This window comes from Moorena sp. SIO3I8 (assembly GCF_010692325.1).
In the GTDB taxonomy this organism is placed as follows: Bacteria; Cyanobacteriota; Cyanobacteriia; order Cyanobacteriales; family Coleofasciculaceae; genus Moorena.
Window position 1 is genome coordinate 14,245 of the sequence record NZ_JAAHHW010000001.1, and the last position, 15,717, is coordinate 29,961.

Consider the following 15,717-nt stretch of genomic DNA (forward strand, 5'->3'; position numbering starts at 1 on the left):
TAGTAACCTCAATCAGCAAAGGAGCACACTTGCCAATGGAATTGAACAATGATACGACGCATTCCCCCACCTGGCCTATGGCCACGCTACGCGAACGGCTTGCCAGGTGGGGGTTAAGGAGTAATCAGTTATCTCTAGCCCAGCGCTCTATTAGTTCTCCAACGCTGATATTTGTTTCTTTGGCAGAAGCTCGCAATCTATTCCATGCCGTATCGGTCAGCATTATGGTGTGTTTTTTTTTAGTTCATCATAATAAACCGGGATTCCTCTCATCCTTTTTTGAGTTTTCTTTTGCCTTGTGCTTGACCTATCTAGAATAGCCGTATTTACTAAAAATAGAGTAGCAAAGAAACAGATGAAAACGCCAGCCAAAGTTATCCGCACCGATAAATGGAGACTCAACCCGACCACCGAGCAGCGTGTACTGCTTAGTGAGACGGTCGAGGTCTACCGTCGTGCTTGTCGGTACTTGGTTGGCATCATCTATACTCACTGGGGGGAACTTGGGGATTTAACGGCAGATCAATTGACCCCTGCCGTTGAGAAATTGATGCACAAGACTGCTAAGCGTCCTAATATCAAATATCCCCAATTCAATAAAACCTTCTATAAATTCCCTAGTTACTTACGTCGGGCTGCAATCGCATTTTCCGCTGGTCAGGTTAGTAGTTTTGTTACTCGTTATCGGGATTGGCAATCAGGAAGTAGAAAAAGAAAGGACGCCAAGCCTCCAAGACTGAATGCAAGTACCGGTTGTTATCCATCCCTCTACAAAGGGCAGTGCTATAAACTACATGGTTTCAATACAGTAGAAGTTAAGGTCTTTAATGGCTCTGATTGGATCTGGACTGATGTTCATATCACCGGTTTAAGAGAGCGTCACTTGGTAGCATCTAACAAGATGATGTCTCCTTCTATAGTAATAAACAATCGGGGGTATTACCTGTCAGTTCCATTTACCTGTAAGCCAGAAAAAAGAAAACCAGAGGCAAATGTTACAGCAGTCGATCTAGGAATCAACACAACAGCCACAATAGCAGTCGTAACTCACAGCGGAACTGTAATCCATGCTGAATTCGTTCATCCTGGAAGAGACATAGACCGCCGAGATAAAAGACTAAAGTCCGTATCTACACGGGCATCATTGACCATGGGTAAAGGCGGGAAACTCCATAAAGGTTTCTGCTCTAAAACCTACGATAAATGCCGAAGAATCAATCATCAGATCGGCCATATTGTTTCAAAGCGGATTGTCGAGATTGCCAAAAAGTTCAATTCTTCAGCTATAGTGTTTGAGAATCTTAAAGGCTGGAGGCCAAAGGGTGGCAAAAAGCGATCGAACCTGCGGCAAAAATTCCATGGATGGCTCAAATCTAAAATCCGAGATTTCACCGAAATGAAATGGGCGGAATTAGGCGGAAGAGTTGTAGAAGTTGTGGCAGCTTATACTTCAAAGTTGGCCTATGATGGTTCCGGCGTGGTCAAGAGGAATTCAAAAAAATACTCTTTAGCAACCTTCACCTCAGGTAAACGCTTTAATGCAGATTTAAATGGCGCTTACAATATCGGTGCTAGAGGTGTGTTTAAGCTCGTTTGCAGAAATGACAACGAGGGTCGTTCCAGCAAAAGATCTGGACGACCACCTAGAAGCTGGGTCTGCCTGTGTGACTTGTGGGTTAGCGGTAATCCTAAGTTAGCATAGGACACCACCACCTCGGGCGAAGCCCGACGCTACGCGAACGGCTTGCCAGGTGGTGGAGCTTCATATAGATGACAGACAAAATATATCGAATCAGGGGGTTTTAGCCCCTAAGTTATTTTCACCTTCCGGCTACACCATGGAGATGTTCAACTGCGATCACTGCGATCATTGTAGATTTACTGAGTGTAGGTTTACTGAATATGCCTGTGATTACCACTAGTGTTGATACTATTCTCAACCGTGCCTTAGGGGGTATTGATATATCACCCGATGAAGGGGTTGTGCTTTTGAAGCAAACTGAACCTCAGGCCGTAGCGTCAATTCAAGAAACTGCGGATCGGTTGCGCTATAGACAAGTCGGGGATACCGTTACCTATGTTATCAACCGTAATATCAACTTTACAAATATCTGTACCCAGCACTGTAGTTTCTGTGCTTTTCGGCGGGATGCCTCTGACGAGGGTGCTTATTGGCTCGATTGGCAGCAAATTCATGAAAAGGCAGCGGATGCGGTGCGGCGGAATGCTACAGAAATTTGCATGCAGGGCGGACTCAACCCCAAGGCAAAGATGAATGGGTCAACCTTGCCCTATTACCTAGGGTTGGTAAAAACCATTAAGCAAGACTTTCCTCAGCTGCATCTCCATGCTTTCTCTCCCCAGGAAGTGCAATTTATTGCTGAGCAAGATGGACTTAGCTATGCTCAGGTAATTGCTCAACTACAAGAGGCTGGTGTTGGTTCAATGCCAGGAACAGCAGCCGAGATTTTAGATGATGATGTCCGACGTATTCTCTGTCCAGAAAAGACCAATACCGCCACTTGGCTAGAGATTGTGTCAACAGCTCATCGACTGGGAATGCCCACAACCAGTACCATGCTCTCGGGTCATATTGAGACACCCCAACAACAAATGGCACACTTGGAAAAATTGCGATCGCTTCAACAAACAGCCCGTAACCAGGGATACCCTGGCTTAATCACTGAATTTATCTTACTGCCCTTTGTCGGACAGGAAGCTCCCAAACCATTACGTCATCGTGTTGGACGGGATCAACCAGTCTTGAAAGATGCTCTGTTACTCACAGCTGTAGCTCGGATTTTCCTAGGAAACTGGATTCAAAATCACCAACCCAGTTGGGTAAAACTCGGTCTTGCTGGGGCGACAGATGCCCTTAAATGGGGTTGTAATGATATTGGTGGCACATTAATGGAGGAGCATATCACCACCATGGCCGGAGCTATGGGGGGTACCTGTATGGAAGTAGAAACATTACAAGCAGCCATTCAATCCCTTGGGCGTCCCTATCAGCAACGAGATACGATCTACAGCTAAGATCAAGTCCAGTTAATCACTTCTAATCTGGTTGATACCATACCTGTTAATTAATAATTGGTAATTGATAATTATTAATTATTAATTATTAATTTACGAACAACCAATTTTAATCAGATTCAACGGTCACACAGAGATATAAGCCCTTATATTGATGTCCCTAGCAATCAAATCCATGACAAAAAAAAAGAAATCTTCTCTACTGCTAATTTTTGCAGCAGCCGTCTTGGTAGTAGGCGGTGGAGTAACCGCTTACTGGTTGCTAGTGCGGCGGCAGATTTTCCAACCAAATATTCAGGTAAGTACCCAGTTAGTTCCGCAAAATGCCTTCTTTACTGCATCAATTTCTACAGATTCCAAACAATGGCAGCAGTTGCTAAACTATGGCACAACTGAATCTCGACAAGTTTTGGAAAAACAGCTTGCTCAGTTGCAGGAAAATTTACTAACTGCTAACGGCTACAACTATCAGGAAGATATCAAACCTTGGTTGGGTCAAGACGTTACCTTAGCATACTTTAGCCCTAGAGAGTTATCACCAGCAGTCTTATCAAACGATCAATCAGTTTTTCCCAGTTTGATTGTACTACCCATTGACAAACTAACCCAAGCAATGGAGCTGTTCAAAAAAGCCAAGTCTCAATCAGGGAAACAGTGGGTTGAGAGAACCTACAGAGGTATTCAGGTTTACGAAACGAACAAGAGTAACTCCCAAAAGTACTCAGTAGCAGTGCTGGGGCGTTTTCTAGTGGTGAGTGAAAACCCCAAAATTATTGATCAGGTGATTGACACCTACAAAGGAGCTATCTCGGTAGCTAGTAAAGCTGGTTACCAAGATGCGATCGCTCAGATTAAAACTGATCAGTCCTTTGCTCAGTTGTATATTAATCTACCAGCTTTTTTAGCCGCAGTAGCCTCTGATGCCCAGGAGCAGCCTGAAACAACAGCAGCTAAACCCTTAAAGCAAGACATAGTCACAACAGTAACCCTAGCACCAAAGGGGATAAGTTTTGAAGGGATTTCCTGGCTCAAACCCAGAAGCGCTGTTAAGGTCAGTAACCAAAATAGCGGTTCTTTTTTGCCTAGACGGATGCCAGCGAGTACCCTAGCCATTATATCTGGGGGTAACATCAGACAATTTTGGCAATACTATACCGAACAAGGAGCATTAAATTCTCTAATCCCCATTTCCCCAGACAATTTCCAAGCTGGATTGAAAACCACCTTAGGGTTGGATTGGGAAAAGGATTTACTGTCTTGGATGGAAGGGGAGTTTGCCCTAGCCTTAATACCAATGTCTCCCGAACAACTGGCGCTTCAGGATAACCCTTACTCTGCTCCCTTAGGAGCTGGGATAGCATTGATGGTAAAAGTAAGCGATCGCTCTCGTGCTCAAGCAACCCTACAGCAATTGGATGACTTAATCACTAATAGTTATCAGTTACCGGTGGTAGAAACTCAGGTGAACGGTCAACCAATGGTGACCTGGACAGCTACTTTAGGAGGGGTGAATGCTACCCACGGCTGGTTAGAAGGGAATGTAGTCTTCTTCACCCTAGGAGCCCCCATTGCTAGTGAACTGGTCCCTCAACCCCAAAAGACACTACTTCAAGCACCTCTGTTTCAAAACACCGTACCAACCAAACCTAATCCCAACACTGGTCAATTTTTCCTTGATGTTGAGCGTACCCTCAACAGCAGTAATCTCAATCTCGCCCAACTATCAAGCCAGCAAGAAATCTTAGCAAAGGCAATTAATACCATCGGCTTAACGGTTGCTACAATCGACCCCAATCGTACCCGCTTTAAACTTTTTGTTCAGTTGAAAAAACAGTCTCAACCCAGTAAAGCTGCTGAAACTAAGAAGGGAGATAATCAGCAAAAGCCGTAAAGACGCTATTAAGCTATCAGCTATCAGCTATCAGCTGATAGCTGATAGCTTAATAGCACTAGGCATTAGGCTTTAACTCATCCCTAAAGCCTAATGCCTAACACTTAACACCTTGAATTAACCCTCAAAAGTAAATTAACCAAGTCGTAGTTTATGCCATCGATACAGCACCAAATTTACTAGCAGCTTCCTTAAGGATTTCTGCTTTATCAGTTTCTTCCCAAGGCAAAATCAAATCGCTACGCCCGAAATGACCATAAGCTGCTGTGTCTTGATAGAAACGACCACCCCGTTCTGCGGGTAATCGGCGCAGATTGAAAGTTTGGATAATTCCAGCAGGACGCAGTTCAAAATGCTTGTTGACCAATTCCAGCAAAATCTCCTCGTCCACTTTACCAGTGCCAAAGGTTTCTACAAGGATACTGACGGGTCTAGCCACCCCAATCGCGTAACTCAGCTGGACTTCGCATTTTTCTGCTAAACCTGCTGCCACAATGTTCTTAGCTACATAGCGACAAGCATAGGCAGCGGAACGGTCTACCTTAGTGGGGTCTTTGCCAGAGAAGGCACCACCACCATGCCGTGAGTAACCACCATAGGTGTCTACAATAATTTTGCGACCAGTTAAACCGGCGTCACCTTGGGGACCACCAACCACAAATTTCCCTGTTGGGTTCACCAGGAAGCGTGTTTTATGATCCGGCTTAATCTCGATATCTTGGAAACAGGGTTCCACCACTGCTGACCACAAGTCATCTTTAATTTTTGCCTGGACAGCTACCTCATCGGTAATATCACCAATAGTGGCATCATGTTGGGTAGAAACCAGAATCGTGTCAATCCCAACCGGTTTGCCATCTTCATAAACCACACTGACCTGGGTTTTGCCATCAGGACGCAGGTAAGCTAAATCACCGGTTTTACGTACAGCTGCCAGACGGCGAGAAACCCGATGAGCCAGGCTGATGGGCATGGGCATCAGTTCTGGAGTTTCGTTGCAGGCAAAGCCAAACATCAGACCTTGGTCCCCTGCACCAATGGCATCTAGTTCATCGTCACTCATTTCCTGCCGGCTTTCCTGGGCAGTAGTCACCCCTTGGGAAATATCAGGAGATTGCTCATCAAGAGCAACTAAAACAGAGCAACTGTTGGCAGAAAAACCATTGTCGGCATCAGTGTAACCGATTTCAGCAATTTTCTTCCGCGCCAAATCAATCAAATTGACCTGGGCTTGGGAGGTAATTTCACCAGTAATCAAGACCAAACCGGTGTTAACGACCACTTCAGCCGCAACACGGCTTTGGTGATCTTGAGCGAGCATAGCATCTAGGATAGTGTCAGAAATCTGATCACAGACTTTGTCAGGATGACCTTCGGTAACCGATTCAGACGTAAATAAATAGCGACGAGACAATTAGCAATTCTCCTTTAACTATTACTGAATAACCTGTATAGCATAGATCATTTTGGGTTGCTTGAACTCGCCACTATCAAAAATTTAATCTTAAATTATAGCATTTTAAATCCTGAATTAAATCCTGAATCCTTTTTCAGCATGATTTGACGAGTAAATAGTCAAAAAGTATAGTTTTGTTGACTATTGACCTATTTTTTAATTCATGAATCGTTAAACTCCATAATCCGAGCAACGTTTTATCCTCTCGCTCTGGTTCTTATGAAATTTTTAACATTTCACCCTTTGTGGCATTGTTAGGCTTGGCAAGGGTAATGATTCAGCTATCAGCAGTCAGTTATAAGCTAAAGAGCATATTTCTGCACAAATAGGATCACCACCACCATTACATCCCTTACCAATCCCTTGCCATTAAGTTTTATTTAGAATCCCCTAAAACCTCCTTTAAAGCATGTAACACTTGCTCCACATTCTCTCGCCGAGAGTTATAACCCATTAAACCAATGCGCCAGACTTTACCTGCTAATTCACCCAAGCCGCCACCAATTTCCATGTTGTAATCATCCAGCAGTTTGCGGGTAACTGCCTTGCCATCTACCCCCTCTGGTATCCGAACCGTGGTCAAGGTAGGCAAACGAAATTCTTGCTCCACGTGACATTCTAGACCCAAATCAGCCAAACCTTCCCAAAGCAATTCAGCATTAGCTTGATGCCTTTCCCAACAAGCGGTTAGTCCCTCTTGAGCAACCAATCGCAAAGCTTCGCGCAAGGCGTAATTCATATTAATTGGAGCTGTGTGGTGGTAGGTGCGCTCGTCGCCCCAATATTTGCTCAACATCGATATATCCAAATACCAATTAGCAACTTGGGTACGACGCTGGTGGAGTTTTTCGAGGGCACGAGCTCCCATGGTGAAAGGGGAAATGCCTGGTGGACAGCTAAGCCCTTTTTGGGAGCAACTATAGGCAAGATCAATGCCCCATTCATCAATAAACAGTGGCACCCCACCTAAACTGGTGACTGTGTCAACCAGCAGCAAGCAATTGAAATTTCGGCACAACTCAGCCACACCCTCCAGAGGCTGACGGGCACCGGTTGAAGTTTCAGCATGAACCAAAGCCAAGACAGCAGGACGATGGGTTTCCAAGCCTTCTCGGAGTTCATCAAGGGTAAAGACTTGCCCCCAAGGCTTGATTAGTTTACGGACATCAGCACCATAACGACCAGCCATATCCACGAGTCGGTGTCCAAAGTAACCCTTAACCCCAACTAAAACCACATCACCTGGTTCTACTGCATTGGCTAGAGTAGCTTCCATGGCCGCACTACCTGTCCCACTCATGGGAATGGTCATCGGGTTATCAGTTTGCCAAGCGTAGCGGAGTAAGGTTTGCACTTCGTTCATCAGTGCGATGAAACGGGGATCCAGGTGACCAACTGGGGGCAGTCCCAAGGCTGTTAATATGGAGGGATGGGCATTAGATGGCCCTGGTCCGAGTAACAGCGTCGGAGGCATGTCTATATCGGTCAGGGAGACGCGATTATTATCTTTGATTGATGGAGTTGAGGTCATTTATTATATTAAGTGTTTAGTAAAGTAAGAGTTAACCAAAATAAATAATAACCCGAACGCGGCTATCCCCGTCTTCTAGGAAGTAAGACGGGACAAGAAATCAGCTTGAGCCTCAAGCACAGAGGAGATTAAAGAGGTCAACAAAACCGGGTGTATCTCATATTTCCAAAAAAAAGGGAAGTGTGGAAAGTGTGGGAAGTGTGGGGATTGTGGGGATTGTGGGAATTCTCGCGCGAATTTTTGCTTAATTTCATCCATTGAGATGCACCCAACAAAACCTAATCTGCTGGGATATCGGCAAAGATGCCAATGGCAATGGTGAGGTAAGCAGTTAAGCTGTTATGTATTTTTAATACACAACAGTTTACCAAAGATGTGATCCTCAAACAAAAGGAATTTGAATCTAGTTTGTTGACCTATAAAGGTAGGGCAAATGCATCTAAATTATGAAACCTTTATCCACTAAAAAAATAAATAACACCAGTTTGAATAAAAATAAATAAATAAATACCCTGAAACCATTATACCTGGGTTAGCCGGTTGTCAGGTTACCCGGTTGGCAGGTTGCAGGAAACAACCTTTAACCTTCAACGGATTAACCTTGGCCAAAAGGCCACGCGTGCGCGTTCAACCGCAAAGTAGGCTAGAAAATAAAAAGATTCGCGATCTGCACGCTTTAAGCGATGGACTGCGTCCCGCTTTCAGCGAACGCATGTTTGGCAAGCAATAGATTCAGGATAAATACTGTGGTTTTTAAGATTGCTTTATTAGGATTAGGGACGGTTGGTACAGGAACAGCAAAGATTTTACTCGACACAGCTGGACGTAACCCACTACTGCAAGGGATAGAAATTGCCAAGGTGGGAGTGCGATCGCTTGATAAGCCCAGAGAAGTGCAACTACCACTGGAGTTGATGACAACTGACCTAGAAGAAATTGTCACCAACCCAGAGATAGATATTGTAGTAGAGCTACTGGGAGGATTAGAACCAGCGCGATCGCTTATGCTCAAAGCGATTGCCCAAGGTAAACATATTGTCACTGCCAATAAAGCCGTTATTTCCCGCTATGGAGATGAAATTTTTGCGGCGGCGGAAGAGGCAGGAGTCTACGTCATGTTAGAAGCAGCAGTTGGGGGGGGTATCCCAGTAATTCAACCCCTAAAACAGGCATTGGGAGTGAACCGTATTCATAGTATTACTGGCATTGTTAACGGTACTACCAATTACATCCTGACCCGGATGCAACGGGAAGGGGGAGAATTTGCCGATATTCTGGCTGATGCCCAACGGTTGGGATATGCTGAGGCTGACCCCACTGCTGATGTGGATGGATTAGATGCCGCTGACAAGATTGCGATTTTAGCTTCTATTGCTTTTGCAGGACGGATTAATTTATCTGATGTCCACTGTGAAGGGATTCGTCAGGTCAGTGCAGCAGATATTGTTTATGCTGAGAAACTGGGGTTTGTAATTAAACTCTTAGCTGTAGCCAAGCGAGACCCCATGGCAACTGGGGATAACCCAAAGTCTGAAACTATTCAGCTGAGGGTACATCCTACCCTTGTCGCCAAAACTCACCCCCTTGCCAGTATTAATGATGTTTACAACGGGATTGTGGTAGAAGGGGAACCGATTGGACAAGTGATTTTCTCTGGTCCTGGTGCAGGTTCTGGTCCGACAGCCAGTGCGGTAGTGTCGGATATCTTAAACATTGCTGCTGTCCTCAAAAGCGATCGGGAAGCCAAGCAACTACATCCTCTACTTAGTTGTGCTCATCAGCACTATTGTACTGTTGCTCCTATTTCAGACCTGGTCACCCGCTTTTATGCGCGGTTCCTTAGTCAAGACCATCCTGGTGTAATTGGGCATTTAGGCACCAGTTTTGGCAAACATCATGTCAGTTTAGAATCTGTGGTGCAAATTGGTTTCCAAGGAAACTTAGCAGAGATTGTGGTCGTCACTCATGATGTGCGTGAAGGGAACTTCCGACAGGCTCTAGATGAAATTCAGACTCTAGACGCAGTTGATAGTATTCCTAGCATTTTAAGAGTGCTGTGAAGGTTTAATAGTTGAAGGTTTAATAGTTGAAGGTTTAATCTTTTAGAGGGTTGAGGAAAGTCCTTCCGGGAAAGTTCAAACCATAGCCATTCCCGAAAGCTAGGTTGTTTGGTTGAAGTCTAAAAGTTGAAACCGTTTACCTCTGCCCTAGTCTTGATCTATGACTCAATCATTAACAATGAATCTAGTGCGCTGGCTCCCAATTGTTTCCACAATTTTTTGGCTAGTGACCCCAACTGTTGCTACTTCAAACTTGGGAACAACTGATTCCTATCCTGGTTCTTTATCTGTAGATGATGGTTGGCGATGGACTTCGTCCCGCTTTCAGCGAACGCAAAGCCAGTTAAATTTCACAAATTCCACACTTCAACCAGGCAACCTGCAACCTTGGCCAAAAGGCCACGCTACGCGAACAACCCTGACAGTACAAACAGTACAACAGTCACAAAACACAGTAACTCAAAACACAACAATACAGGATATCTGTCCAGCGCCAGTGCTCTCCCGCTTAACTCGCCACCAAGTGGTTGCAGGTGAAACCGTCGAGAGTATTGCCAACCAATACAACCTTGAGGAGGCTACACTACTTCGATTCAATCCAGCCTTAAACCGGCAGTCAATGCCAGTGGGTCAAGAGATTCTGATTCCGCCATTCAATGGCATCTTGGTGAATGTGCCATTGAATGCCACTTGGCAAGACTTAGCAGACGCCTACGGTGTCCGTGCTGCCGTTTTATTTGAGTTAAATGGTTGTCAAAAACCCTCTAAGCAAGCCTTTATCCCAGGGTTGAATTCCCTTAACAGAAGTATTCCCACAACAACAGGGGAAACTCAGACTGTAGATAACTACACTGGATTGACTAATTATCCCTTACCAACTGTGGCACGGATAGGACTGGATTACGGCTGGCGGCAAGATGCTGGTGAGGATGAAAAGAAGTTTCACGCTGGTGTAGATTTACTGGCACAGGAAGGTACTCAGGTTTTTGCCAGTGATAGCGGTATCGTTGCCTATGCTGGATCACAAGATACTTATGGCAATTTGGTGGTGATTAATCATGAGGGAGGACGCCAAACCCGCTATGCTCACTTAAACCGTACTACTGTCAGTCCAGGTCAGCAGATTAATGTTGGACAGTTATTAGGGACAGTGGGTACTACAGGAAATCCTGACATTAACCAACCCCATCTACATTTTGAGGTTCGTTTGAATTCCCCTGGGGGTTGGGCAGCACAAGATCCAAAATTGCATTTGAAAATTACTCCATAGTAAGCATTGAGCTGACCAAGTTGATCGTCCATGTCCAATAGTCAGCTATTGCTCATCCTGATATAAACCCACTTTCCGCACTTCATTTTGTAGCACAAAAGAACTATCGAGTGCGATCGGCGAAGCCGCGCCAAAGGCGATCGCAAATTCTCTAATATAATCCGAGTAAAAATACTTAGTTGACCGAGAGTTCGCTGGTGCTTGCCGCGAACTTTTTTCAACTGAAGTTATTACGTATAAATAAACTAAAGCATTATATCCCTGTAGGGTGCGTTAATAACGCTACACCATAAGCGCGTTTAGAGGCCAGTTTTGCGTAAGTCCTATTCAAGTTATGGTCAATTCTCGCCAGTTTACGGGGTTTAACCCCCCATAGATAATATCGATTCATAGCTTAATATCAACCCAAGATTCCAACTGCGTACATTCTAAGGGTTTTGTTATCGAAGTCTTTACCTACTCCTGAGCAGGAAGAAAGTAGATCAAATTCCATAGCCTCTCAGGTGTGGAGTGAGGCAATTGACGATAACACAAGGTAACACGTATCACCATTCACAATTCGGGTTTAGGAAGGCTGTTCATGGGATTTCTCAACAATTTCAGTATCAGGTCAAAACTTATATTTATGTTGCTGGCTCTGAGCACTTGCTCGCTGTTCGTGACTGCTTATATCGGTTATCGGAGTGGTCAGTCTCATCTGAGCAAAACAGTATCAAACCAGTTAACCAGTCTACGAGCTTCCAAAGCAGATCAAATAGAATCATACTTTGAAGATATTCGTTATCAAACCCAGACCCTAAGTGAAAACTTAATGGTGGTCGAGGCGATGCAGGAATTTAAGACAGCCTACAACCAACTGCAGCAATCTAGGACACCAAATGATACACCAACTAATTTAGAGGACACCCTCAAGAAATACTACCGTAAGGAATTTTTGACCAAACTAGCGGAAACTAGTGACGGCAAACCTGTATTAGAATCTTACTTACCAGAAACCTCTGCGGCTCGTTACCTCCAGTACTATTACATCGCTACTAACCCCAACCCAGCTGGCGAGAAACATCTCCTCGATGATCCAGAAGACAAAAGTGAGTACAGTAGTATTCACGCCCGCTACCACCCGATTTTACGCAATATTGTTGAAAAGTTTGGTTACCGGGATATGTTGCTGATTGATCCTAAAACCGGTGAGATTGTCTACTCAGTTTTTAAAGAAACTGACTTTGGCACCAGTCTCACTACTGGACCTTACAGTGATAGTAACTTGGCTTTCGCCTTAGGCGACCTCCGAAAAGCCAAGGGAAAGGATTATGTGCAGATCTTTGATTTTGATTCCTACCGTCCTTCTTTTGGAGCCCCAGTAGCATTTATTGCTGCTCCCATCTATGACGGCTCCCAATTTATAGGTGTTTTGGCATTCCAGCTTCCGGTTAATCAGATTAACAATGTCATGACAGGTTACCGTAAATGGAAGAGTAATGGTCTGGGGGATACAGGAGAGATCTATCTAGTCGGAGAAGATTATCTGATGCGATCAGTTTCCCGTTTCCTAATTCAAGACCCGACAAAATATAGTAAAGACTTGCGAGAACATGGTGTAAAGGAACAGATCCTGAAGCGAATCGAGCAGTTCGGTACATCAATTCTTCAACAGCCAGTCAAGACAGAAGCTGTAAAAGCAGCCTTAGCTGGGCAAGAAGGCACCCAGATTATGGATGATTATCGGGGTATTGAAGTTTTGAGTTCCTACGCTCCCTTAAACATCGACGGATTGGAGTGGGTGATCGTCTCCCAGATGGCTCTTACCGAAGCCTATGCCCCAGTTTACGCTTTTCAAAAGAGAGTTTTGGTTTCAGCTGCTTTGCTCATACTGCTGATCACCCTAGTTGCTATGGGGCTCGCCCATGTGTTTGTCCAACCAGTAAGAACTTTAATTGCTAGCGCCCGAAAAGTCAGGGATGGACAAGTTGATGCGGTTGTGAATCTAGACTCGGAAGACGAATTTGGGGAGTTAGCTGAGTCATTTAATCAAATGGTTGGCAGCTTACGCACTCAAACTAAACTGGTCGAGGAGAAAAATCGCGAAAATGAAAAGTTACTGACAAGTGTATTTCCAGACTCCGTAGCCAAACGTCTCAAACGGGGAGAGACAAACATTGCTGATAGTGTTTCCAATGTTACGGTTTTGTTCTGCGACATTGCTGGATTCTGCAAGCTCTCTAGGTCTATGGATACCCATGAAATCATTGCCATTCTTAATGATATAGTAAGTCTGTTCGATCAAGCCACCGCCAAATACGGAATAGAGAAGATTAAAACCATTGGGGACAATTACATGGCAGTCTGTGGATTATCAATCTTACATCTAGACCATCAAAAACGGGCAGTAGATTTTGGCTTAGAAATACTAGCATTGACCCACCGATTCAGTCATGAGCGAGGATTTGATATAGACCTTGAAATCGGTATCCATTCCGGAGATATTGTTGCTGGCATTGTAGGTCGAGAAAAAGTGGTATACGACGTTTGGGGCGATACAGTAAATGTTGCCAATAAGCTAATGTTTTACTGCCCACGGGGAGCTATATTAGTGTCTCAAAATGTCTACAACAGTCTCCATGATATTTACGACTTTGAGCAGGCTGAGGACATCACAACTAATGGTAAAAATCAGCCGAAAGCTTGGTTGTTAAGAACTGCACAGGAATTAGTAGCTTCAACAGTGTAGACATCGGCTTTGCCCAGTTTTGCCCAATTGTGAAAAATCCAAGGGTAATCGGGAATTGGTACTGGGGAATTGGTAATTGATAAAACTATACTTGATTACATTATTTCCAGATTACCATAATACACGAAATTAAGAACCCCCACGCGAGCATTATCCCGTGGGGGATGAAAACTTTTTCAGAGGGTTAACCCTCTTGTTCAAGGGATCGTAAAAGAACGGGACAAGGAGATTGTTTTGATGAGCAAAGTAATATGGTAAAACGATTGGTTTATCTGGGCAATAGCCTTAGGGATAGGGTTTCCGTTCCTGGTAATTATTCTCACAGAAATTACTCATCGTTTACAAAGACGCGGTCAGCCTCTAGCAGCTACACTCTTTCTAGTTCGTAACCGTGTCCTACCGGTCTTAGTATTCCTGCTATTTATCCAGAATGTGCTTGAGTTAGACCTGGATAACAATCTTGTCAAGCTTGTCGAGACCCTGGTGTGGTTCTTTGTTATAGACGCCTCTCTGTCTCTAATCAATTCGGTTTTGTTTGAAGCCGCTGGGGAAAATACATGGCGAGGACGGATCCCAAAACTACTCCTAGATTTGTCAAGATTTTTTTTGGTAGCCCTTGGTGGTGCCATTGTGCTATCGAGAGTGTGGGGAGCCGACCTCGCTGGTCTAGCTACTGCCTTGGGTGTGGGTTCTATTGTTATCGGCTTGGCACTTCAGGACTCTCTGGGCAGCATCTTTTCTGGCATTACCCTACTGTTCGCTCGTCCCTTTGAAGTCGGTGATTGGTTGCAGATGGGAGACAAAGTTGGTCAGGTCATTGATATGAATTGGCGAGCTGTTCACCTGTTAACCCGCACAGGGGACATGATTATTATTCCCCATCGGGTACTTGGGGGAGAAATAGTCCTCAATTACAGCAAACCGAAACGGATTCATGTAGAAACCTTTAGGATTGACTTCGACAGTGATGATCCACCCAACCTAATTAAGCAAGTACTAAAAGAAACAGCACTGGCCACAGAAGGGATATTGAGTGATCCTTCCCCAGAGATCCGCACCATGGAATATAACGACTATCGCGGTAACTATGAGGTTAGGTTTTGTATCGAAGACTATCAGGATGCCCCCAAAATCCGTGAACAGTTGATGACCCGTATCTGGTATGCAGCCCAACGCAACAATCTTGGACCTACCATTCCGATCTATAGACTCCGTAAACTCGATAGTGAACCTAATCAGGCAGATAGCACTTTGACGAAGTTTACCGAGAGCCTGAAGTCAATACCTGTCTTTGTTCCTGTAGCTAAACAGCAAAAGAACTTGGAGAATTTCTCGAAAGGAGCAGTCCTACAACATTTCGGTGTGGGAGAAACAGTGATTCGTCAAGGGGATCCTGGTCATGCTTTGTACATTATTATTGCTGGGAAAGCTGTAATCACCGTCAAAGATAGTTATGGTGAACAACAGGAGATGATGACTCTGTCAAGTGGTGAGTTTTTTGGGGAAATGGCACTGTTTAGCGGCAAACCAAGCTCCGTATCCGTTACCGTTGTGGAAGATTTACAAACTATTGCGCTTTATTCAGATCTGGTTAATCAGATGATAGAAAGCACACCAAGTCTCGCCCGTGAAATCGGTCAAATTATCGAAGCACGACGAAAAGCGATAGATGAGGTGAAACAAGCCAATCTTGCATCCAGTAATGGTGCCGAGTTATCAAGTCAAGGTTAAGTTGACTATCAATC

10 protein-coding genes are annotated in these 15,717 nt (G+C 44.5%); 8 read left to right on the top strand and 2 right to left on the bottom strand.

The genetic code is table 11. From position 1 onward, the window contains the following. Positions 1–35 precede the first annotated feature (35 nt). From F6K51_RS00075 to F6K51_RS00090, 4 genes are all read left to right on the top strand, one after another. The gene (locus tag F6K51_RS00075; RefSeq protein ID WP_293017245.1) at positions 36–320 is read left to right on the top strand and encodes a hypothetical protein; all 285 of its coding nucleotides are present in this window, start codon (positions 36–38) and stop codon (positions 318–320) included. A gap of 35 nt (positions 321–355) precedes the next feature. Further along, positions 356–1,702, top strand: a complete 1,347-nt coding sequence (locus F6K51_RS00080) for a transposase (RefSeq protein WP_293017246.1) — start codon at positions 356–358, stop codon at positions 1,700–1,702. A gap of 200 nt (positions 1,703–1,902) precedes the next feature. After that, positions 1,903–3,036, top strand: coding sequence for a 7,8-didemethyl-8-hydroxy-5-deazariboflavin synthase subunit CofH (cofH, locus tag F6K51_RS00085; protein WP_293017247.1), 1,134 nt, complete (start codon positions 1,903–1,905; stop codon positions 3,034–3,036). A 175-nt stretch (positions 3,037–3,211) separates the two neighbouring features. Further along, complete coding sequence (locus F6K51_RS00090) at positions 3,212–4,927, top strand: DUF3352 domain-containing protein (protein WP_293017248.1); 1,716 nt, start codon at positions 3,212–3,214, stop codon at positions 4,925–4,927. Positions 4,928–5,078: 151 nt separating this feature from the next. Here F6K51_RS00090 and metK read toward each other — a convergent pair whose 3' ends face one another. Continuing rightward, positions 5,079–6,341: a methionine adenosyltransferase gene (gene metK, locus F6K51_RS00095; RefSeq protein ID WP_293017249.1), complete on the bottom strand. Its 1,263-nt coding sequence runs from the start codon at positions 6,339–6,341 to the stop codon at positions 5,079–5,081. Positions 6,342–6,759: 418 nt separating this feature from the next. Beyond that, positions 6,760–7,914: an alanine--glyoxylate aminotransferase family protein gene (locus tag F6K51_RS00100; protein WP_293017250.1), complete on the bottom strand. Its 1,155-nt coding sequence runs from the start codon at positions 7,912–7,914 to the stop codon at positions 6,760–6,762. A gap of 746 nt (positions 7,915–8,660) precedes the next feature. Between F6K51_RS00100 and F6K51_RS00105 the strand changes: the two genes are divergently transcribed. The 4 genes from F6K51_RS00105 to F6K51_RS00120 all read left to right on the top strand — a co-directional run bounded on the left by F6K51_RS00105 (position 8,661) and on the right by F6K51_RS00120 (position 15,703). Then, the gene (locus tag F6K51_RS00105; protein ID WP_293017251.1) at positions 8,661–9,974 is read left to right on the top strand and encodes a homoserine dehydrogenase; all 1,314 of its coding nucleotides are present in this window, start codon (positions 8,661–8,663) and stop codon (positions 9,972–9,974) included. Between the two features lie 178 nt (positions 9,975–10,152). After that, positions 10,153–11,244, top strand: coding sequence for a M23 family metallopeptidase (locus tag F6K51_RS00110; RefSeq protein WP_293017252.1), 1,092 nt, complete (start codon positions 10,153–10,155; stop codon positions 11,242–11,244). A gap of 658 nt (positions 11,245–11,902) precedes the next feature. Continuing rightward, positions 11,903–13,972 carry an adenylate/guanylate cyclase domain-containing protein gene (locus tag F6K51_RS00115; protein WP_293017253.1) on the top strand — a complete coding sequence of 690 codons (2,070 nt, stop codon included), beginning with the start codon at positions 11,903–11,905 and terminating at the stop codon, positions 13,970–13,972. Positions 13,973–14,404: 432 nt separating this feature from the next. After that, positions 14,405–15,703, top strand: coding sequence for a mechanosensitive ion channel family protein (locus F6K51_RS00120; RefSeq protein WP_293017254.1), 1,299 nt, complete (start codon positions 14,405–14,407; stop codon positions 15,701–15,703). The last annotated feature ends 14 nt before the right edge of the window (positions 15,704–15,717 follow it).

What these genes read in the sequence shown, in the direction of transcription:
- F6K51_RS00080 (WP_293017246.1), top strand. Translation starts at nt 356, where the DNA reads ATGAAAACGCCAGCCAAAGTTATCCGCACCGATAAATGGAGACTCAAC.
- cofH (WP_293017247.1), top strand. Translation starts at nt 1,903, where the DNA reads ATGCCTGTGATTACCACTAGTGTTGATACTATTCTCAACCGTGCCTTA.
- F6K51_RS00090 (WP_293017248.1), top strand. Translation starts at nt 3,212, where the DNA reads ATGACAAAAAAAAAGAAATCTTCTCTACTGCTAATTTTTGCAGCAGCC.
- F6K51_RS00100 (WP_293017250.1), bottom strand. Translation starts at nt 7,914, where the DNA reads ATGACCTCAACTCCATCAATCAAAGATAATAATCGCGTCTCCCTGACC.
- F6K51_RS00075 (WP_293017245.1), top strand. Translation starts at nt 36, where the DNA reads ATGGAATTGAACAATGATACGACGCATTCCCCCACCTGGCCTATGGCC.
- F6K51_RS00110 (WP_293017252.1), top strand. Translation starts at nt 10,153, where the DNA reads ATGAATCTAGTGCGCTGGCTCCCAATTGTTTCCACAATTTTTTGGCTA.